Annotated in this window: 16 protein-coding genes and 1 tRNA gene; 12 read left to right on the top strand and 5 right to left on the bottom strand. The window is 61.2% G+C overall.

The features are described 5' to 3' along the window. Positions 1–6 precede the first annotated feature (6 nt). Complete coding sequence (locus ACS5RD_RS03165) at positions 7–1,650, bottom strand: TIGR04028 family ABC transporter substrate-binding protein (protein ID WP_489929952.1); 1,644 nt, start codon at positions 1,648–1,650, stop codon at positions 7–9. 177 nt (positions 1,651–1,827) lie between these two features. Continuing rightward, positions 1,828–2,292 (bottom strand): Lrp/AsnC family transcriptional regulator, encoded by a 465-nt coding sequence (locus ACS5RD_RS03170; protein WP_489929953.1) that lies wholly within the window; start codon positions 2,290–2,292, stop codon positions 1,828–1,830. Positions 2,293–2,424: 132 nt separating this feature from the next. Between ACS5RD_RS03170 and ACS5RD_RS03175 the strand changes: the two genes are divergently transcribed. Then, complete coding sequence (locus ACS5RD_RS03175) at positions 2,425–4,785, top strand: transketolase (protein WP_489929954.1); 2,361 nt, start codon at positions 2,425–2,427, stop codon at positions 4,783–4,785. Here the strand turns inward: ACS5RD_RS03175 and ACS5RD_RS03180 are convergent. After that, complete coding sequence (locus tag ACS5RD_RS03180; protein WP_054006665.1) at positions 4,782–5,231, bottom strand: Lrp/AsnC family transcriptional regulator; 450 nt, start codon at positions 5,229–5,231, stop codon at positions 4,782–4,784. The genes ACS5RD_RS03175 and ACS5RD_RS03180 overlap by 4 nt on opposite strands. A gap of 130 nt (positions 5,232–5,361) precedes the next feature. Here ACS5RD_RS03180 and ACS5RD_RS03185 point away from each other — a divergent pair, with 130 nt between their 5' ends. The 6 genes from ACS5RD_RS03185 to ACS5RD_RS03210 all read left to right on the top strand — a co-directional run bounded on the left by ACS5RD_RS03185 (position 5,362) and on the right by ACS5RD_RS03210 (position 10,538). Beyond that, positions 5,362–6,570, top strand: coding sequence for an aminotransferase-like domain-containing protein (locus tag ACS5RD_RS03185; RefSeq protein ID WP_489929955.1), 1,209 nt, complete (start codon positions 5,362–5,364; stop codon positions 6,568–6,570). A gap of 28 nt (positions 6,571–6,598) precedes the next feature. Then, positions 6,599–7,531, top strand: coding sequence for a cyclase family protein (locus ACS5RD_RS03190; RefSeq protein ID WP_489929956.1), 933 nt, complete (start codon positions 6,599–6,601; stop codon positions 7,529–7,531). A 55-nt stretch (positions 7,532–7,586) separates the two neighbouring features. Continuing rightward, on the top strand, positions 7,587–8,240 hold the full coding sequence (locus ACS5RD_RS03195) for an RraA family protein (protein WP_489929957.1): 654 nt from the start codon (positions 7,587–7,589) through the stop codon (positions 8,238–8,240). A gap of 153 nt (positions 8,241–8,393) precedes the next feature. Continuing rightward, the gene (locus tag ACS5RD_RS03200; protein WP_489929958.1) at positions 8,394–8,975 is read left to right on the top strand and encodes an RBBP9/YdeN family alpha/beta hydrolase; all 582 of its coding nucleotides are present in this window, start codon (positions 8,394–8,396) and stop codon (positions 8,973–8,975) included. A 10-nt stretch (positions 8,976–8,985) separates the two neighbouring features. Next, a complete protein-coding gene (locus ACS5RD_RS03205) occupies positions 8,986–9,138 on the top strand; it encodes a hypothetical protein (RefSeq protein WP_489929959.1) in 153 nt (50 codons plus the stop codon). Further along, a complete protein-coding gene (locus ACS5RD_RS03210) occupies positions 9,135–10,538 on the top strand; it encodes an FAD/NAD(P)-binding protein (protein ID WP_489929960.1) in 1,404 nt (467 codons plus the stop codon). The genes ACS5RD_RS03205 and ACS5RD_RS03210 overlap by 4 nt, the downstream gene beginning before the upstream one ends. Before the next feature lie 56 nt (positions 10,539–10,594). Here ACS5RD_RS03210 and ACS5RD_RS03215 read toward each other — a convergent pair whose 3' ends face one another. Then, positions 10,595–12,316, bottom strand: coding sequence for a calcium-binding protein (locus ACS5RD_RS03215; RefSeq protein WP_489929961.1), 1,722 nt, complete (start codon positions 12,314–12,316; stop codon positions 10,595–10,597). Positions 12,317–12,464: 148 nt separating this feature from the next. Next, positions 12,465–12,549: transfer RNA gene (locus ACS5RD_RS03220), tRNA-Leu, on the bottom strand. A gap of 154 nt (positions 12,550–12,703) precedes the next feature. Between ACS5RD_RS03220 and ACS5RD_RS03225 the strand changes: the two genes are divergently transcribed. From ACS5RD_RS03225 to gltB, 5 genes are all read left to right on the top strand, one after another. Then, positions 12,704–13,687 (top strand): complex I NDUFA9 subunit family protein, encoded by a 984-nt coding sequence (locus ACS5RD_RS03225; RefSeq protein WP_489929962.1) that lies wholly within the window; start codon positions 12,704–12,706, stop codon positions 13,685–13,687. Between the two features lie 23 nt (positions 13,688–13,710). Further along, positions 13,711–14,505, top strand: a complete 795-nt coding sequence (locus tag ACS5RD_RS03230; RefSeq protein WP_489929963.1) for an undecaprenyl-diphosphate phosphatase — start codon at positions 13,711–13,713, stop codon at positions 14,503–14,505. A gap of 207 nt (positions 14,506–14,712) precedes the next feature. Continuing rightward, positions 14,713–16,149 carry an NAD(P)-dependent oxidoreductase gene (locus ACS5RD_RS03235; protein WP_489929964.1) on the top strand — a complete coding sequence of 479 codons (1,437 nt, stop codon included), beginning with the start codon at positions 14,713–14,715 and terminating at the stop codon, positions 16,147–16,149. A 32-nt stretch (positions 16,150–16,181) separates the two neighbouring features. Next, positions 16,182–16,895, top strand: a complete 714-nt coding sequence (locus ACS5RD_RS03240; protein ID WP_489929965.1) for a hypothetical protein — start codon at positions 16,182–16,184, stop codon at positions 16,893–16,895. Beyond that, the gene (gltB, locus tag ACS5RD_RS03245; RefSeq protein ID WP_489929966.1) at positions 16,882–21,420 is read left to right on the top strand and encodes a glutamate synthase large subunit; all 4,539 of its coding nucleotides are present in this window, start codon (positions 16,882–16,884) and stop codon (positions 21,418–21,420) included. Before ACS5RD_RS03240 ends, gltB begins: the two co-directional genes overlap by 14 nt. Positions 21,421–21,457: the final 37 nt, after the last annotated feature.

The raw sequence follows: 21,457 nt of genomic DNA on the forward strand, positions 1-21,457 counted from the left end.
GAGGCGTCATTGCGTGGCGTTATCTTTGGAAACATTGTAGAAAGACGGACGCCCGACAGCCTCGAACGCAACGCCGCTGATAGTGGGCGCAGCGGCAAACACTTGCGGTTCTTCAAAGATCGGAATCGCATAGGCCTGATCAATCACATAGCCCTGCACATCGCCGACCAGTGCCAACCGCTTGGCAGGATCAACTTCCGAAGCAATCCCCTCCAGCAGCCCGTTCAACTTGGCATCGCTGAAGCTTTTCACCTCAGTCGCCACACCGCCGGTTTGCAGCAGCACATTGCGGTTGGTCGGATAGTATTGGCTCTTGATCACATCCGGGTCAGCACGGCCCACCATCGCAGGGGCCACCGGGGTTTTCGCCGGGTCCAGATTGTCCACCGTCGCCGTGCCCGCATCGCCCGGCAGTACGTTCAGCGTCACCCCCAGCTTGGCCCATTGCTGCGAGATCAGCTGCAGCGCCGCACGGTTCTGCGGCTGCGGCAGCGATTCATAGGCGGTCAAGATCAACTCCTGACCGTCCTTCTCGCGCTTGCCCGCTGCGTTCAGCACCCAGCCTGCCTCATCCAGCAGCTTCGCCGCCAGCACCGGATCAAACGCCAACTTGTCGGCCAGATTGACATAACCCTTCGCGGTCGACGCCAAGATAGAGGTCGCCTGCGGGTAATGCTCCGAGAAGATCGTCGAGACGATTTCCTTGGTATCCGTGCCATGCAGCAAAGCCTGTCGCACCTTCACATCCGCCACGAGCGGGTTATCCGGCCGGAACACCACCGAATTGTTGATCCCTCGCGTCGGCGGCGCGAACAGCTGGAAGCCTGCATTGGTGATCTGCGCCTCATCATAGGCCTGAATCTGCCGCACCACATCGGCTTGCCCGGACAGCAGCGCGCCGATCCGTACCGAATCCTCTGCCACGATCAGCAGGCGGATTTCATCCAAGTAAGCCCGCCCCTGATGCGCGAAGCTTTTCGGGGCCCAGTTGTAATCCTCGCGCGCTTTGAACAAAATCTCGGTGCCCACCGTCTCGCTGGCAACTACAAACGGCCCCGAACCGATCACCTTGGTCGCATCGCCCAATTCGTCAAACTTCCGCGCCAAAGTCGCTTGCGCCACCAGACCGGACCCGATGACCGAAGTCCCCTGCAAGAACCCCGGCGAGGGCTTTTTGAAGGTGAACTTCACCGTCAGCGGGTCGATCACCTCGGATTTTTCATAGTTGTTCAGCACCTCCGAAGGCCGGAAATTCTGCTCCGGTTTCCCCAACCCATAGCTGTCAAAATTCGCAGCCACCGCCGCCGCATCCAGCGGTGTGCCATCCGAGAACGTCACGCCGGGGCGCAGCTTAAAGGTAAATTCGGTGAAATTCGCGTTGATCTGCCAGGATTCCGCAATCCACGGCTCAATTTCCAGCGTCTCGGGGTTCTGCCACGTCAGCTTGTCGGTGATCTGGTTCAGCACGCCGCTGTTGGGATAAAACCCGCCCGCTGGCGGATAGAGCGCCGTATGCGCCTGCTGGTCGAGATAGATCAGCGTGCCGCCTTGCGTCGGCGTGGTGTCTGCCTGCGCGCCCAGCGGCAGCACAAGCGCCGTTGCCGCAGCCAGCAACGCGCGGCGGGAGAGTTTGAAAGCGGTAAGCGCCATGATCTGATCCTTGTAAAGCAACGCGGCCAATCAGCCGCCGATGCCCAAGGCTAGACCTTTCGCTGCTAAAGCACGATGAAAAAGGTCGTGTTATTTTCCCCGCCAAACAGCACCGCTATGCTGCGCAGCAGCGCGATGCCGAAAGTTTTGTCTTTCCCGCCCGTTTGGCCGATGCGCCTATGGCACCCGCGCCAACCCCGCCTTCACCCGCCGCAACGGAATCGAGGATTCAATCGACGCCACGCCCCGCACTTTGGTCAACCGCCCCACCAAAAACCGTTCAAACTCCGGCAGGCCCGAAGTCGCCACCCGCAGCAGATAGTCGCGATTGCCCGTCATCAGCCAGCAATCCACCACCTCGGGAAAGCCCACAACTGCCGATTCAAACGTCGCCAGTGCCTCATCGACTTGCTTATCTAACTGCACTGAAACGAACACCGACACGCCAAAACCCAACGCCGCCTCGTCGATCAGCGCGGCATAGCCGGTAATAATCTGGGCCTGCTCTAACAGCCGCAGCCGACGCGCCACAGGGGATGGGCTCAGGCCAATCTGCGCACTCAGATCATGGATCGTCAGCCGACCATTCTTCTGCAAGGCCCGCAGAATTTCGGTATCAAAGCGATCCGGTGTGGCGGACATCGTTACAACTCTCGCATTCATTGCTGATTTCCACCAACTATCAGGCCAATACTGCTTGATAAAGCCGAGATTCACCTGACGATTGGCGATATACCACAATCAAGACCACAGCCAACGCAGGAAATCGCCGCAATGCTCCATCTGAAGACTATTGAACAACGCCTGTTGTGGCTGTCGCATTGGATGATTCACCACGCCAATCACATCCGCCCGAAAGCCGATGCGATCAAAATCGGTGGGCATCAGGCCTCGTCCGCTTCGATGGTGTCGATCATGACCGCGCTGTATTTCTCGGCGCTGCGGCCCGAAGATCGCGTGGCGGTGAAACCGCACGCCTCGCCGATCTTTCACGCCATGCACTATCTGATGGGCAATCTGTCGCTGGAAAAGATGCAGAACTTTCGTGGCTTTCACGGCGTGCAAAGCTATCCCAGTCGCACCAAAGACGGCGATGATGTGGATTTCTCGACGGGTTCGGTGGGGCTTGGGGTGGCAATCACTTCATTTGCCTCCATCGTGCAGGATTACATCGCGGCGAAAGCCTGGGGGCAGGGCCTGCCGTTGGGCCGAATGGTGGCGCTGGTTGGCGATGCCGAACTGGACGAGGGCAATATCTACGAATGTCTACAAGAAGGCTGGAAACACGATCTGCGCAACACCTGGTGGATCATCGACTATAACCGCCAGTCGCTGGACGGTATCGTGCGCGAAGGGCTGTTCGAGCGCATTGAAAAAATATTTCAAGCTTTCAGCTGGCAGGTGATCCGCATCAAATACGGTGCCCTGCAACGCGCCGCATTTGCCGAACCCGGAGGTGCGGCGTTGCGGGATTGGATCGACGCCTGCCCGAACCAGCTTTACGCAGCACTGACCTTTCAGGGCGGCGCTGTCTGGCGACAACACCTGCTCGACGATCTTGGAGATCAGGGCGATGTCAGCGCCTTGATCGCGCGCCGCACCGATGCTGAACTGGCAGCCTTAATGGAAAACCTCGGCGGCAACTGCGTGCAAACCATGGCCGAAACCTTCGCCGCCATAGATCACGACCGCCCGACCTGCTTTCTCGCCTATACGATCAAAGGCTGGGGCACCCCGATTGCAGGCCACAAAGACAACCACGGCGGCTTGATGACCAAGACGCAGATGGCCGAATGGCAGGCGCATATGGGGGTGCACGAGGGCCAAGAATGGGAGCCGCTGGCCACCGTCGACGACCCTGCCGCGCTCAAAGACTTCCTGTCAAACGTCCCGTTCTTTGCCAAAGGCCCGCGCCAGTTCACCGACGCAATCCTACCCGTGCCGCAAATCACCGCCGGATCAGACCGCGATATCTCTACCCAGATGGGTTTCGGCAAAATCCTCGACGATCTGGCGAAAACCGACTCCGATCTCGCCGCCCGCATCGTCACCACCTCCCCCGATGTGACGGGCACTACTAACCTTGGCCCTTGGGTCAACCGCCGCAAACTGTTCGCCCGCACCGCACAGGCCGACACCTTTCAGGATCAGAAAATCGCCTCCACCGCGAAATGGGAGTTCACCCCCGCAGGCCAGCATATCGAACTGGGTATCGCCGAAATGAACCTGTTTCTGCTTCTGGGGGCTGCAGGTCTGTCGCACGCTTTGTTCGGCAAACGCCTGATCCCCATCGGCACGGTCTATGATCCCTTCGTCGCCCGCGGCCTCGATGCGCTGAACTACGCTTGCTACCAAGACGCCCGCTTTATCATCGTCGGCACCCCGTCGGGCGTCACCCTCGCCCCCGAAGGCGGCGCGCATCAATCCATTGCAGCCCCCCTCATCGGCATGGCGCAAGACGGCCTCGCCGCCTTCGAGCCCGCCTTCGTCGATGAATTGGCCGTCATCATGGCTTGGGCCTTCGACTATCTGCAACGCGACGGCGCGGGCGATCCGGATGAGCGCACATGGCTGCGCGATGAAACCGGTGGTGCTGTCTATCTGCGGCTGTCCACCAACCCCATCGAGCAGCCGGGCCAACGTGCCGACCAAGCCTTCCGCCAAAGTGCCATCGACGGCGGCTACTGGCTGCGCCCGCCGGGGCCAAACTGCGACGTGGTGATCGCCTACCAAGGCGTCATCGCGCCCGAGGCGATCAAAGCCGCAGGTCTGATCGCCGAAACCCGCCGCGACGTTGGCGTGCTGGCAGTAACGTCCGCAGATCGGCTGAACGCAGGCTGGACCGCCGCGCAACGCGCCCGCGCCCGCGGCAATCCTGCCGCGATTTCGCACATCGAGCACCTGTTCAGCCCCTTGCCCGCGCATTGCACCCTGCTGACAGTGATCGACGGCCATCCGGCCACCTTGGCGTGGCTCGGCGGGGTGCGCGGCCATCGCACCATCCCGCTTGGCGTCGAGCATTTCGGCCAAACCGGCACCCTCGGCGACCTCTACCGCCATTTCGGCATTGACGCCGCCAGCATGGTCGAACGCATCGCAGGCCTCACCGCAGGTGAGCGCCCCGCAGGCCACTAGCCCGCCGCGCCATCCTGCTTCAAAATAACCATCGTCGTGGTCTCCGCCACGGCGGGGATGGATTGCAGCACATCGCGGATAAACACCCCCAACGCCTCGATATCGCGCACCCAGATCCGCAGCATGTAATCCAGATTACCCGTCACCAGCAGGCACTCGGTAATCTCGGGATGCCGCGCCACCGCCGACAGAAACTCGCGCGTGCCCTCCGGCCCATGCCGCGCAAGTCGCACCGACACCAGCACGCAAACGTTCAGCCCCAACGCGCGACGGTCAATCTGCGCCGCATAGCCGGTGATCACCCCGGCCTCTTCCATCCGCTTCACCCGCCGCCCGCATGGCGTCGGCGACAGCCCCACCCGATCCGCCAGATCCAGCATCGAAATCCGCCCGTCCCGCCGCAGCACATCCAAAATCCGATGATCAATCGAGTCGAGATCAAGCATAGGGAAACTCTCTCATAAATTGCCAATCCTGAGAGAATATCTGCAAGAAATACACCAATCGCGCAAGTATTTGCAGAGTTTCGCCGCAAATCTTGCCCTAATCTTTCCGCCAAACAACGAGTCGCGTGCCATGCCCCAACCGATACCCCCACGTCCCGCCTTCGCCAAATGGCTGGGCGACACCAATGACGTGACGCAAATCTTCCTGTCGGCAGGTCAAATCCCCGGCCTGATCAACATGGCAGGCGGCTTGCCTGATCCGCAAACCTGGCCGATCACCGCGCTTTCCGATCTGGCCGCAAAGGCCGTCACCGACCATCCCACCGACGCACTCGCCTATGCCCCGATCGAAGGCCTGCTCGCCCTGCGTGACCTGATCGCCGCCCGCTTCAACGCCCCCGGACTGCACCTGACCCGCGCAAATGTGCTGATCACCTCGGGCGGGATGCAGGGCCTTGATCTGATCGGCAAGGTTCTGCTGGAAGAAGGCAGCCTGATCGCCGCCCAAACCCCGGCTTACCTCGGCGCACTGGATGCATGGCGTCCCCGCCGCCCCAGCTACCGCCCGATGCGGCTGGAGGTCAATGATTTCACCCCCGCCACCGCCCTGCAAGGCGCGCAATTCGCCTACACAGTGCCGAATTTCTCCAACCCCACCGGGCGTTTGGTGCCGCTGGAGGATCGCAAAGCCCTCGTCGCTGCAGCCCAAGCCACGGGCACTTGGTTGATCGAGGATGACCCCTACGGCACGCTCTATTACGACAGCCCGCCGCTGCCGCGCATGCTAAGCCTCGCCGCTACAGACGAGCCCTACAACGGACCCGTCATTTACCTCGGCACCCTGTCAAAAGAGCTCGCTCCCGGCCTGCGCGTCGGCTGGGTGATCGCCGCCCCCGAAATGATCCAAGCCCTCGTGATGGCCAAACAAGGCTCGGACATGTCCAGCTCCGGCCTCAGCCAGCGCATTACGCTCGATGCCTTCGCCTCGGGCCTGACCGACCGCATCCTACCCGATATCCTGACCCTCTACCGCGACCGCCGCGATGCGCTTTGCGTTGCGATGCAAACCCATCTGGCCGACCTGTTCGATTGGCAAGCCCCATCCGGCGGCATGTTCGTCTGGGCCACCGCCCGCAATCCTGCGCTGAACACCGATCACCTGCTCCGCACCGCATTGGCTCATGGCACCTGCATCACACCGTCGAGCGTGTTTGACCCCACGGGCCAAAACCGCCGCGCCATCCGCATCAATTTCACCTTCAACGACCCCGAGAAATTAACCGAAGGGATCCGCAGACTGGCTACGGCCACCCGCGCCTGCCTCGCCCAAGCCGCCTAACAAAACCTGAAACATGAAAGGGACTGCCATGCACCTGAAGACGTTTCTGCCGCTCGCCCCGCTGCTTGCATTGGCGCTGGGCACCGCCGCCCACGCCGAAGACCCCGGCCTGTGGAAGGTCTACAATGACACCTTCAAATCCGCGAAATACGTCGATCTGACCCATACCATCACCCCCAATATCCCGGTCTGGATCGGCTTTGGCAATTCCACCTTCTCGCCCGCCAAAGCCGGGGCCGACATCGAAGGTTACGCCAAAAAGGGCGATGTCTTCACCTATGCAACCCATGGCTTTGAGGCGACAAATTACACCCTGCAAACTGACCAACTCGGCACTCAGCTTGACCCGCCCGCGCATTGGGCCCCGGAATATCCCGCGATTGACGAACTCCCCGCCACCTACACCATCCGCCCATTGGTGGTGATCAATATCGAGCCACAGGTGCAAAAAGACTACGGCTACGCCCTGCAAGTCTCGGACATCAAAGCGTTCGAGGCCGAATACGGCCAGATCCCCGAAGGCTCCGTGGTCTTTGTCCGCTCTGGCTGGTCGAAAGACTGGCCCAACCCCGATCTTGCCAAGCGCGCGCCTTTCCCCGGTGTCAGCCTTGATGCCCTCAAATTCCTGCACCTAGAACGTCACATCCTGTTCCACGGCCATGAACCCCTCGACACCGACGCCACCCCGACGCTGGAAGGCGAATATTGGCTGATGCACAACGGCTTCGCGCAGGCCGAGGGCGTGGCGAACCTTGATAAAGTGCCTCCCGTCGGCGCGCTGGTCGCCATCGGCTTCCCGAAATTCGGTGGAGGTTTGGGTGGCTATGCCCGCTATATCGCGATCTGCCCGCCGGATTGGCAATATGGCGTGTCGGTCGGCGAAGTCGCCGAAGCGCCACTGCCAAAATCCGACAAACCGCTCGCTTTCGATGAGAAACTGGGAATGCGCGTGCGGCAATAACCCCTAGAGCCGGCCGCCTTATTGGCGGCTGGCTTTCCAGACCAAAGGACATCCCATGCCAGTGACTCAAGCCAATCCGACGCTCGACCCTCTACCCGCCGACCTGCTCGCGCGCTGGCAGCGCATCCCCGTCGCCGTCGCAGTCGATCTGGCCCCCACCCAGCAAATCAGCCCCGCAATTCGCCCCCTCCGCCCGGCAGGCCAACAACCACGCCTCTGCGCAAGGGCCGTCACCGTCCAGTGCATCGCCCCCGATTTCGGCGCAGTGCTGCACGCCATCGGTCAAACCGGCCCCGGTCAGGTGCTGGTGATTGCCGCCGCAGGCCATGCCGCCAACGCAATGATCGGCGATGTGCTGGGCGGCCAACTTCATACCCAAGGTGCCGCAGGCATCCTCTGCGACGGCGCGATCCGGGACACCGCCACCCTCGCGACCCTTGAGAACTTCGCCGTCTACAGCCGCTCCATCACCCCACGCGGCCCGACTGGCGCAGAACATGGCGCGATCAATGTCGCCGTCAGCTTCGGCGGCTGCGTGGTGCAACCCGGCGATCTGATCCTTGGCGACGATGATGGTCTTGTCGCCTTGCCCATCAGTCGCCTCGCCGATCTGATCGACGCCGCCGAAGCCAAACTTCTGCTGGAGGCCGACTGGACCCGCCGCCTCGCCGCCGGCGACCCTGTCAGCAGCATCTTCGGTCTCGACTGAACGCCAAGCCACAGCCGATAGAATCAGCCCAAACGCAGCTCTGCCGCGACGGCCCGCCTGCGCAGAAGAAACTTCCCCCACCCCGAGGAACTTTGGAAAAATAAATCACGATTAGTTTGATAGAGTAATCAGAAGCAACACAGCGAGGCCGCTATGGTGAAAACGCTTCTGGTTCCCGGTTTGGATGGTTCCGCAGCACCGCATTGGCAACAATGGTGGGCTGCAACCGACAGCCACGCACTGATTGTGGACCTGTCGGACCCTACCCGCCCCGATCCGACGCGGTGGGAATCTGAACTGGCAGGCAGCATCCTGCGCCACCCCGGCGCGGTGCTTGTTGGCCACAGCCTCGGCGCTGTGCTGATCACCCGCGTGCTCACCGCTTGGCCGCAACTGAACGTGCGCGCGGCCCTGCTGGTCGCGCCTGCTGAACCTGCGGGCCAGCCGCGCATCCAAAACTTCGCCCCGCTCCGCGAAGCGCCGCTGCACATCCCCGCTACTGTCGTTGCCAGCCGCAATGACCCATGGATGCCGTTCCAACGCGCCCGCAATCTGGCCAACCTATGGCAAGCTGATCTGATCGATCTCGGCTTTGCGGGCCATATCAACGTCGCCTCAGGCTTCGGCTCTTGGCCCGCAGGCAAGCAACTGCGCGACGATCTGTTGTTGCAATCCAGCCCCCTCTCGCAGTTCCCCGCCCCCCACGCCGCCCGCGCCTTTTTCCCCCAACGATAGGAGACATCCGATGTTCTACTGCGGTTATGATCCCGGTCTTGAGGCATACCTTGCCACCCAAGGCATCGACACTCCCCCGGCGCCCGCGCCCAGCCATCTCTGGGCTGCGTCCGCCCTGCTGACGATCACCATCCTCAGCCTGATCACCATAGGCCTGCTATGAACGATCTGTTCATCCCCCCGATCCCCGGCAACAGCGCCTCGGCGATCAGAACGTCGGCCAACCTATCCTCTGGCCCGCCAAAAGGCGCGCATGTCGCCATCATTGGTGGCGGGGCCAGCGGCGTGCTGATGGCAGTGCATCTGCTGCGCCAACCCAACACCGCCCTCGTTACGCTGATTGAACGCTCGGGCGCGATGGGCACCGGTGTCGCCTATAGCACTATCGACCCTGAACACCTCTTGAACACCCGCGTCCATAACATGAGCGGCTTCCCGGAAGACCCACAGCATTTTCACGCATGGCTGCAACGCTACCAAGACACCACGGTCAATGATCAGGGTTTCGTCAGCCGCGCCACCTATGGCACCTATCTCGGCGCACTTCTGGCCGAATGGGACGCCGACCCGCGCCTGACCCGAATTTATCAAGACGTCACCGACCTGACCGAAACCGACTCTGGCGTCACCCTGCACCTTGCCGATGGCCAAGCCCTGCAAGCCGACCGCGCCGTGCTGGCGACCGGCCATGTCATCCCTGACCAAGCCCGCGAATGGCCGCTGACCGATGGTTGGACTCCGCAAGAACCGCCACCGCCGCAGTCGCGCATCATCATCATCGGCTCGGGCCTGTCGATGGTGGATCAGGTGCTGACCATCCTGCGCTCGGGACACACCGGGCCGATCCTGTCGCTGTCGCGGCGGGGCCTGTTGCCGCGCGATCACACCGCCACCAAACCGATGCACCTCGACAGCAAACACCTGCCGCGCGGTGCCACAGCCTCAACCCTGCTGGCATGGGCGCGCGGTCTGGCCCGCGCCGCTGTGGCACAAGGCGGCACATGGCGCGATGCCGTCGATGGCATCCGCCCGCATGTCGCGACCCTGTGGCGCGGCCTGCCCGTGCCCGAGCGTGCCCGCTTCCTGCGCCACGCCGCAACATGGTGGGACGTGCACCGCCATCGTATCCCGCCGCAATCGCAAACCGCCTTGCACCAAGCCATTCTGGACGGCCAACTCACCATCCGCAAAGCCGCCTTCCAAGACGCCGTGGTCCGCCCCGAGGGCGGGTTCTTCGCCTATATCCGCCCCTACGGCAGCAAACACAGCGACGCGATCACCGCATCCCGCATCATTGATTGCCGTGGCATCCGCCGCGATCCTGAAACAAACGCAACCCCGCTTGTGCAAAGTCTGCTGGCACAAAAAGCCGCCCGCGTTGACCCGCTGCGGATCGGGCTAGATGTAGATGAGCACTGCCGCCTGATCCGCCAAGACAACACGGTCAGCCCGCGCATCCATGTCATTGGCCCCGCCTCACGCGCGGCGTTTTGGGAGATCACCGCCATCCCCGACATCCGCGAACAGGTGGCCCGCTTGGCGGTCGAAATAGCGGTGGTTTAGTGCGATATTTGTCCTGACCGATCATAGCCGACGGTCAGGACATAACCGGGGTTGCTTCAGATAAGCAGCAGGCTTGCATCCAGTTGCGCGACATCAATTCCGCTCAGCAGAACCGTCATCCCCCCATGCGCAAACAACGCCCCTTGGGCTGTTTGCGAAAACGCCGCGAGCGCGGCATCGGCATCGGCGAAATGCAGGTTGCGTAAGTTCAAAACATCTTGGCTGATGTCGAAATCCGTAATTCTGTCAGCACTTTGCCCGGCTTGAAACACGAAGTTATCGCCGTCCGTTCCGCCGGTCAGCACATCATCGCCTGCGCCGCCAATTAGCGTATCACGCCCGCTGCCGCCCAGCAGCGTATCCTGCCCCGCGCCACCAAAAATCTGATCATTGCCGCTGCCGCCATTCATCACATCATTTCCGCCCTCGCCGAGGACGCGGTCGTTACCAGCACCGCCATTCAGTTGGTCAGCGCCAAGACCGCCCGCAATGCTGTCGTTGAACCTTGTGCCAAGCATATGGTCATTGTTGCCCGAACCATGAAGGTCCACTGCCTCAAGTCGGGGATCAAGGATCTGCGTCAGCAGATCGGGGCGGCCCATCGCACCCGCCTGAACCGTGTAGCTGATCGCCACACGCCCATCCAACAGCGTCGATATGACGGGATTGGAGGGGCCCTGCGCCGCTGCATCATCCAGGGTGAAAGCCGCGCCCGCAGGTGTGCCATCCGCGTCAATCACCCGCGCCACCACGTGCGAGTAATGCTCGTACGTGTCCGGGTGAAAGGTGTACTCCGTCCAGGCGGCCATGAAGCGCCCGTCCAGCAAGGCTGTCACGACCGGGTTAGTAGCTGACATATCCGTCGCCGCGACCGAGATCACCGTCTCATTGCTGATCGCCGCCCCGGTGCTGCTGAAGACCCGCGTGACAATGGTGTCAATCGTGCTAGAGCCATCGGCGGCATCGACGCCGTGCTGCCAGACCAGTGCCAGACCACCGCCAGAAAGCTCTGTGACCGCAACGGCGCGACTGGTATCACGTATGCCGTTAATGCTTTGGTTGACCCGGAAAGCCATCGAGATCGGGGTGCCGTCGGCCTGAAACAGCCGCGCCACCTGCGACATGCCATCGAGCTTCTCGTAGGCACCCTGCTGATCGCTCCAGACTGCAAGAAAACGCCCGTCTGCCAGAGCCTGAATTTCCGGGGCGTTTTGACTGCCCTTCAAAAAGGCATTCAACCGCACCACGGCACCGACCGCCGCGCCACTGGCGTCGTAACTCTGGGCATAACATTCGTAAGAGGCGTTAAGATTTTGCTCCCATGCCGCGACAAACCCGCCATTCGACAGCGCGGTAATATCCAGAGCATGTGCAGAACCACTGCCCGCCGGGCGGGGGTCGGCCTGCTGTATCGCCGTTACCGGTGCGCCCTGCGCGTCAAACACCCGGAACAGCACATCATTGCCCACACCGGACACATAGGTGCTTTCCCATGATACGACAAAATTGCCATTCGCCAGCGCGACCACTTCGGGCAGCGTGCTGCGCGCGCTGTCAGGACCGATATCAAGCTCGATGGCTGCGGCTGGCTTGTGAGTCAGGCTGTCAATAACCCGCAGCTTGAATCCCTCTGCAACGAAAGTGCTGCCCTCCAGCCGATCCTGCTGCCAATAGGCAAGTAAATTGCCATTGCTCAGAGCCAAGCTGCCGCCAACCTCATCGGATGCCGGATTTGTCGCTGTCAGGATGGGGCGGCCCAGAAAAATCGGTCGCGGCAAAAATCATACTCCACAGATCAAACCTTATGGCGGCCCACGTTAGTAGTCGGCCTTGGCAAGTCAATGCAAAGCTTGGAAATTCCGATTCGTGACCGACAAAACAAGAAACCCCGCAACCAGTTAAGGTGCGGGGTTTTCTGTAGGACTTTGGTGCCCAGGAGAGGACTCGAACCTCCACGTCTTGCAACACTGGTACCTGAAACCAGCGCGTCTACCAATTCCGCCACCAGGGCAAGTGTCGTGGTGGCGATGTAGCCAAGCCGCATGGGGGAGTCAACGGGGGCTAAACGAAAAAACTGGAAAATCTGTCACGGTGAATAGACTTGCCGCTGTCACCCGGTCAGATTATTCAGGCAGCAACGCAAAGCACGGCCAAAGGGGTTTCGCATGAGCAAACTTGTCACGATCTACGGCGGATCGGGTTTCGTGGGCCGCTACATCGCGCGCCGGATGGCGAAAGAGGGTTGGCGCGTCCGCGTCGCCTGCCGCCGCCCGAATGAGGCTTTGTTCGTCAAGCCCTACGGCACCCCAGGCCAAGTCGACCCGGTGTTCTGTAACATCCGCGACGATGCGTCCGTGTTGGCCGCAATGGCAGGCTCCGATGCCGTGGTGAACTGCGTTGGCACCTTTGATCGCGGCGGCAAGAATAACTTCACCGCCGTGCAGTCCGATGGTGCGGGCCGCATCGCCCGGCTTGCCGCGCAGCAAGGCATCGCTGCCCTCGTGCATATCTCGGCCATCGGTGCCGATGTGAACGGTGCCAGCCTTTACGCCCAATCCAAGGGCGCGGGCGAAGCCGCGGTGCTCGCCGCCTTCCCCACTGCAATGATCCTGCGCCCTTCGGTGATTTTCGGCAACGAAGATGGCTTCTTCAACCGCTTCGCCGCGATGTCCCGCTTGGGGCCAATCCTGCCGCTCGTCGGCGGCCATACCAAATTCCAGCCGGTCTATGTCGATGACGTCGCCCAAGCCGCCGTCAAAGGCATCAAGGGCGAGGCGCATGGCACCTATGAACTCGGCGGCCCCGATGCGGAAACCTTCCGCGCCATCATCGCCAAGATGCTCACCGTGATCCGCCGCCGCCGTCTGGTGCTGAACCTGCCGTTCTTCCTCGCGAACATCCCCGCCAATCTGCTGGATTTCGCTTCATTCGCCACCGGTGGCATCTTCCACAACTCGATCCTGACCCGCGATCAAGTAGCCTCCCTACGCAGCGATAACGTGGTCGCCCCCGGTGCCAAAACCCTCGCCGATCTGGGCATCACCCCAACCGATTACACCTCGGTGATCCCGGAATATCTCTGGCGCTACCGCCCCTCGGGCCAATACGCGGCGATCAAGGAATCGGCGAAGAACCTCAAGAAAGCCTAAAGCCTTAACCAAGCGGGTGCGACGTGACCTATCTAAGCGACGTTCTGCTGGGCCTGATCGAAGGCATCACCGAATTCCTGCCGATCTCCAGCACCGGCCATCTATTGCTGGCCGAGCATTGGCTCGGTGCGCGCTCGGACACCTATAACATCGTCATCCAAGCCGGCGCGATCCTCGCCGTGACGCTGATCTACTGGCGGCGCATCACCGATTTGTTGCTGCATTGGCAAATCCCCGAAAACCGCGATTACCTGATCAAACTCGCCATCGCCTTCCTGATCACTGCCATCCTCGGCCTGATCGTGAAGAAACTCGGGTTTGAACTGCCCACCACCATTCAGCCCGTCGCTTGGGCCTTGGTGATTGGCGGCATCTGGATGTTGTTGGCAGAGCATTACGCAGAAAAACTGCCCGACAACGCCCAAATCACCCTGCGCGTCGCCATCGCTGTCGGTCTGGCACAGGTTGTCGCTGGCGTCTTCCCCGGCACCTCACGCTCTGCCGCGACAATCTTCATCGCGATGCTGCTCGGCACCTCAAACCGCGCCGCCGCCACCGAATTTGCTTTTCTGGTCGGCATCCCGACGATGTATGCCGCCAGCGGTTACGAACTTCTCAGCCAATTCCGCCACGGCACGGCGCAGGGCGACTGGGGCTCGCTTGGCATTGCCTTCGTCGTCTCGACCATCACCGCCTTTGTCGCGGTGAAATGGCTGCTCACCTACATCCGCAGCCACCGCTTCACCGTCTTCGCGATCTATCGCATCGTCTTCGGCGGCTTGCTGCTGGCCCTCTCCGCCGCCGGATTGATCGGTTAACCCAGCGAATCACTGTGCGATTTGCCTGCTTTATTGACCTGTCTTGTCATTTAGGTATTATATGCTGACCTAAATTTTACCTAACTCGTCAGAATTGTTGATCTGTCCCCGAAAAAACCCAAACATAGGTCAACTGTACTGACTTTTATTTAACTCCGTTCCAAAGTATTAACACCCGACAGTGCAATTCCACCTAAGGGGCAGAACATGGCCGGGCAGAAAATGCTGAAATTCGTGACGCTGGGCAAAGAGATGCCCACCAAGCGCGATGCCGACACCCGCAGCCATGATTTCGATGAAATCTACCGCCAATACGCGGTCGACAAAGCGGCCGAGCAGGCGTCGCGGTGCAGCCAATGCGGCGTGCCCTATTGCCAGTCGCATTGCCCCCTGCACAACAACATCCCCGACTGGCTGCGCCTCACCGCCGAGGGCCGCCTTGAGGAAGCCTACGAACTCAGCCAAGCCACCAACACCTTCCCGGAAATCTGCGGCCGCATCTGCCCGCAAGACCGCCTCTGCGAAGGCAACTGCGTCATCGAGCAATCCGGCCACGGCACCGTGACCATCGGCGCGGTCGAGAAATACCTCACCGACAAGGCGTGGGAAATGGGCTGGGTCAAACCGATCAAAGCCCGCACCCAGCGCACCGAATCCGTCGGTATCATTGGCGCGGGCCCCGGTGGCCTCGCCGCCGCTGACGTTTTGCGCCGCGCGGGCGTGCAAGTCACCGTCTACGACCGCTACGACCGCGCCGGTGGCCTGCTGACCTACGGCATCCCCGGCTTCAAACTGGAAAAACCCGTGGTCATGCAGCGCATCGAACAGCTTGAAATCGCAGGCGTCACCTTTGTCCTCAACTGCAAAGTCGGCGAAGACCTGAGCTTCGACGCCATCCGCGGCCAACACGACGCCATTCTGATCGCCACCGGAGTCTACAAAGCCCGCGACATCGAAGCCCCCGGCGTCGGAGCCAAAGGCGTCGTCCGCGCACTCGATTACCTCACCGCCTCCAATCGCAAATCTTTCGGCGACGATGTGCCCGAATTCGACTCCGGCGAGCTGAACGCTGATGGCAAGCGTGTCGTCGTCATCGGCGGCGGCGATACCGCAATGGATTGCGTCCGCACCGCCATCCGTCAGGGCGCAACCTCGGTTAAGTGCCTCTATCGCCGAGACAAAGCCAACATGCCGGGCAGCCAGCGCGAAACGCAAAACGCCGAGGAAGAAGGCGTAGACTTCGTCTGGCTCTCCGCCCCGAAAGGCTTCACCGGTGGCACCACCGTCGAAGGCGTCATGGTGCAAAAAATGCGCCTCGGTTCCCCGGATTCCTCTGGCCGCCAAACCCCCGAACTGATCGAGGGTGCCGACTACATCGAGCCCGCCGATCTGGTGGTGCAAGCGCTTGGCTTCGAGCCCGAAGCGATCCAAACCCTCTGGGGCGTCCCCGACCTCGCCGTCACCCGCTGGGGCACCATCAAGGCCGATTTCCGCAGCCATGCCACCTCGCTCCCCGGCGTCTACGCCGCAGGCGACATCGTGCGCGGCGCGTCCTTGGTGGTCTGGGCCATCCGCGACGGGCGCGACGCCGCCGACTCCATCCTCGCCTATCTGGCCCAACCGGCTTCGGTTGCGGCAGAGTGATCGCAAAGATCACACATCAAAAGGATCAACCCATGCGGACCGCCCTGCTTTTCCCGCTGTTCCTCGTAGCCACCCCCGCGCTCGCGGGCAGCTTCACCCCGCCGCAAGGCTGCACCACCACCCTCACCGTGCAATCGCGCGGCTGCTATGTCGCGAACTACTACACCTGCGAGAAAGACAATCCCGGCGACAAATGGCGTGCCGATTTCGATCAAGAGGGCATGTTCTACATGTCGAAAATCGATCGCGAAACCCAGTGGATCGAAAGCTATGATCTGAATCCCACGGTCATCCAAACCCTCGACCCAAACCCCAAAGACCCAGCGAATTTCTCCAGCCTGCTGGCGACAGGCCGCGATGATTTCGACTTCAGCCTCAGCAAAGACAATGGCGAGCACACCAACGTCAAAGGCTTCGACAAGCTGACGGGCGAAACCGCCACCATCGACGGCGTCACCCTGCAGCGCACCGAATTTGAATATGTCGAGACCGACGATGCGGGCAACGAACTGCGCAAATCGCACGGCCACGAATATATCAGCGCCGAGTGGCGGAACTTCTTTTCCGGTCAGTCCGAATGGTGGGATGGCACGCAATGGCTGCCCCTCGAAGGCAGCCCGGTCCAATTCATCCTGCCCGGCGAAAAAGGCTTCGCCGCCACGCAACCGATCTTTGAATGTGACGCCGTGATGTCGTCCTTCCCCCAAAGCCATAGCCCGGAGGTTAGCAGCCATGACGATCTATAACGAAGACTGGGTTCGCGCCGAAGAAGCCAAACGCGCCTATATGGACGCCAACAGCCTCTATAAAACCGAAGATGAACATTCGTCCTGCGGCGTCGGTCTGGTGGTCGCGATTTCCGGCAAGCCCTCCCGCAAAGTCGTCGAAAACGGTATCAACGCGCTGAAGGCGATCTGGCACCGTGGTGCTGTCGATGCCGATGGCAAAACCGGCGATGGAGCGGGCATCCACGTGCAGATCCCGGTCAAATTCTTCTACGATCAGGTTCGCCGCACCGGGCACGAGCCCGACATCCACAAGCTGATCGCCGTCGGTCAAGTCTTCCTGCCGCGCACCGATTTCGGCGCGCAAGAACGCTGCCGCACGATTGTCGAGGCCGAAGTACTGCGCATGGGCCACTACATCTATGGCTGGCGTCACGTCCCCGTCGACACCTCCGTGCTCGGCGACAAAGCCAATGCCACCCGGCCCGAGATCGAACAAATCCTGATCCGTTGTGATAAGGATATTGATCAGGAGCAGTTCGAGCGCGAGCTGTATATCATCCGCCGCCGCATCGAAAAAGCGGCGCTGGCCAGCCAAATCCAAGGCATGTATCTGTGCTCCCTGTCCTGCCGCAGCATCATCTACAAAGGCATGATGCTGGCCGAACAGGTCGCCACCTTCTACCCTGACCTGATGGACGACCGCTTTGAGAGCGCGTTTGCGATCTACCACCAGCGCTATTCCACCAACACTTTCCCGCAGTGGTGGTTGGCACAACCTTTCCGCATGTTGGCCCATAACGGCGAGATCAACACGCTGAAAGGCAACATCAACTGGATGAAAAGCCACGAAATTCGCATGGCTAGCAACAACTTTGGTGATGCCGCCGAAGACATCAAACCGATCATCCCGGCGGGCACCTCTGACTCCGGCGCTTTGGATGCGGTGTTCGAAGCCCTTGTGCGCTCGGGCCGCAATGCGCCGCTCGCCAAAACCATGCTGGTGCCGGAAGCATGGAGCAAAGCCACCACCGATATGAAGCCCGCTTGGGCGGACATGTATGCCTATTGCAACTCGGTGATCGAGCCGTGGGATGGCCCCGCTGCCCTCGCGATGACCGATGGCCGCTGGGTCTGCGGTGGGCTTGACCGCAACGGCCTGCGCCCGATGCGCTATGTCGTCACTGGTGATGGCCTGCTGATCGCCGGTTCCGAAGCGGGCATGGTGCCTGTCGATGAAGCCACCATCCGCGAAAAGGGCGCGCTCGGGCCGGGACAGATGATCGCCGTCGATATGGCCGAGGGCAAACTTTACCACGACGTTGCGCTGAAAGATAAACTCGCCGCCGCTCAGCCCTATGGCACTTGGATCGAGAAGATCGTCGACCTCAACGCTTTGCTGCGCGACGTGCCCGAAGTGGCGATGTTCGAGGGCGCCGAGCTGCGCAAACGCCAGATCGCGGCGGGCTTTACCGTCGAAGAACTGGAACAAGTCCTTGCCCCGATGGCCGAAGACGGCAAGGAAATGATCGCCTCGATGGGCGATGATACCCCCGCCGCCGTGCTGTCGTCGGTCTACCGCCCTCTCAGCCATTTCTTCCGCCAGAACTTCAGCCAAGTCACCAACCCGCCGATCGACAGCTTGCGCGAAGGTCGGGTGATGTCGCTGAAAACCCGCTTCGGCAACCTGCGCAACGTGCTGGATGAAACCAACGCGCAATCCGAGATTCTGGTCTTGGAAAGCCCATTCCTTGCCAATGCCGAATTTGACGTGTTGGTGAAACGCTTCGGCGATCAGGTCGCCTTCATCGACTGCACCTTCCCGGTGAACGGTGGCCCCGATGCCCTGCGCCAAGGACTAGAACGTATCCGGGCCGAAGCCGAAGACGCCGTGCGCTCGGGTGCAGGCCAGTTGGTGATGACCGATCAGCATCAATCGCCCGAAAAGGTCGCGATGCCGATGATCCTTGCGACCTCTGCCGTGCATAGCTGGCTGACCCGCAAGGGCCTGCGCACCTTCTGCTCGGTCAACGTCCGCAGCGCTGAGTGTATCGACCCCCACTATTTCGCCGTGCTGATCGGTTCGGGGGCCACCACCGTCAACGCCTATCTCGCGCAAGACAGCATTGCCGACCGGATCCGTCGCAATCTGATCGACGGCAGCTTGGTCGATGCGATGCGCCGCTATGGCTATGCCGTTGATGCGGGCCTGCTGAAAATCATGTCCAAAATGGGTATTTCGGTGATCTCGTCCTATCGCGGTGGCCTGAACTTTGAAGCGGTCGGCCTCAGCCGCGCCATGGTGGCCGAATACTTCCCCGGTATGCAAAGCCGCATCTCAGGCATCGGTCTGCACGGCATCCAGATGAAGGTCGAGGAAGTCCACGCCAAAGGCTGGCTCGGTGGTACAGACGTACTGCCCATCGGCGGCTTCTACAAAGCCCGCCGCTCCGGTGAAAAGCACGCTTGGGAAGCGCAGACCATGCACATGCTGCAAGCGGCCTGCGACCGCGCCAGCTTTGATCTGTGGAAGCAATACTCCGCCGCGATGCGCTCCAACCCGCCGATTCATATCCGCGATCTGTTGGACATCAAGACGCTCGGCAAACCGGTGCCGATTGAGGAGGTCGAAAGCATCACCTCAATCCGCAAACGCTTTGTGACGCCCGGTATGTCGCTGGGGGCCTTGGGGCCAGAGGCGCACAAGACCCTGAACGTCGCGATGAACCGCATCGGCGCGAAATCCGACTCGGGCGAGGGTGGCGAAGACCCCGCCCACTTCCTGCCCGAACCGAATGGTGACAACCCCTCGGCCAAGATCAAACAAGTGGCCTCGGGCCGTTTCGGTGTGACCGCCGAATACCTGAACGCCTGTGAAGAACTGGAAATCAAAGTCGCGCAGGGTGCGAAACCCGGAGAAGGTGGCCAGCTGCCCGGCATGAAAGTGACCGAGCTGATTGCCCGTCTGCGCCATTCCACAAAAGGCGTGACGCTGATCAGCCCGCCGCCGCACCACGACATCTATTCCATCGAAGACCTCGCCCAGTTGATCTACGATCTGAAGCAGATCAACCCGCGCGCCAAAGTCACGGTGAAACTGGTATCGGCAAGCGGCGTCGGCACCATCGCCGCAGGTGTGGCGAAAGCGAAAGCCGATATCATCCTGATCTCCGGCCACAACGGCGGCACCGGGGCATCCCCCGGCACCTCGATCAAATACGCGGGTCTGCCGTGGGAAATGGGCCTGACCGAGGCCCACCAAGTGCTGTCGATGAACAACCTGCGCGAACGCGTCACCCTGCGCACTGACGGCGGCCTGCGCACCGGCCGCGATGTGGTGATGGCCGCCATGCTCGGGGCCGAGGAATACGGCATCGGCACCGCCGCCCTGATCGCGATGGGCTGCATCATGGTGCGTCAGTGCCAGTCGAACACCTGCCCGGTCGGCGTCTGCACCCAAGACACCGCCCTGCGCGCTAAATTCACGGGCACGGCGGACAAAGTCGTCAACCTGATCACCTTCTACGCGCAGGAAGTCCGCGAAATCCTCGCCCAAATCGGCGCGCGGAGCATGGATGAAATCATCGGTCGCGCTGACCTTCTGTCACAGGTCAGCCGTGGCTCTGCCCACCTTGATGATCTCGACCTGAACCCGCTGCTGATCACGGTCGATGGTGCCTCAAAAATCACCTACGACCGCTCAAAACCCCGCAACCACGTCCCCGATACGTTGGACGCGGAAATCGTCAAAGACGGCGCGCGGTTCTTTGAGGACGGCGAGAAGATGCAGCTGTCTTATGCGGTTCGCAATACCCTGCGTACCATCGGCACCCGGGCCAGCAGCCATATCGTCAAGAAATTCGGCATGCGCAACAACCTGCAACCCGACCATCTGACGGTAAAACTGCACGGCTCTTGCGGTCAATCCTTGGGCGCTTTTGCGGTCAATGGCTTGAAACTGGAAGTCCAAGGCGACGCCAACGACTATGTCGGCAAGGGCCTGTCCGGCGGCACCATCGTCGTCCGTCCGCAAATGTCTTCGCCGTTGAAAGCCGAGGATAACACCATCATCGGCAACACCGTGCTCTATGGTGCAACCGCAGGCTACCTGTTCGCCTCAGGTCGGGCAGGCGAGCGTTTCGCCGTCCGCAACTCAGGCGCATCGGTGGTGGTCGAAGGCTGTGGGTCGAACGGCTGTGAATACATGACTGGCGGCACCGCCGTCATCCTCGGCAAAATCGGTGCCAACTTCGGTGCCGGCATGACCGGGGGGATGGCCTATGTCTACGATCCCCAAGCCATCGCGGAAGACTTCATCAACGACGAAACCGTGCTGACCTGCGCCGTCGCCCACCCGCATTGGGAGGCACAACTGCGCCACCTGATTGAGCGTCACGCCAAAGAAACCGGGTCGCGCATCGCCGCTCGCATCCTCGCCGATTGGGCCACCGAACGCGCGAATTTCCTGCAAATCTGCCCGAAAGAGATGCTGCCGCACCTCGCATATCCGCTGTCGGACGAAGCGGCGAAAGTCCCGGCAGAGTAATCGGCCGCGCACCAGAAAGGCCCCCCTTATCCGGGGG

This window comes from Cypionkella sp. PAMC25878 (genome assembly GCF_058135695.1).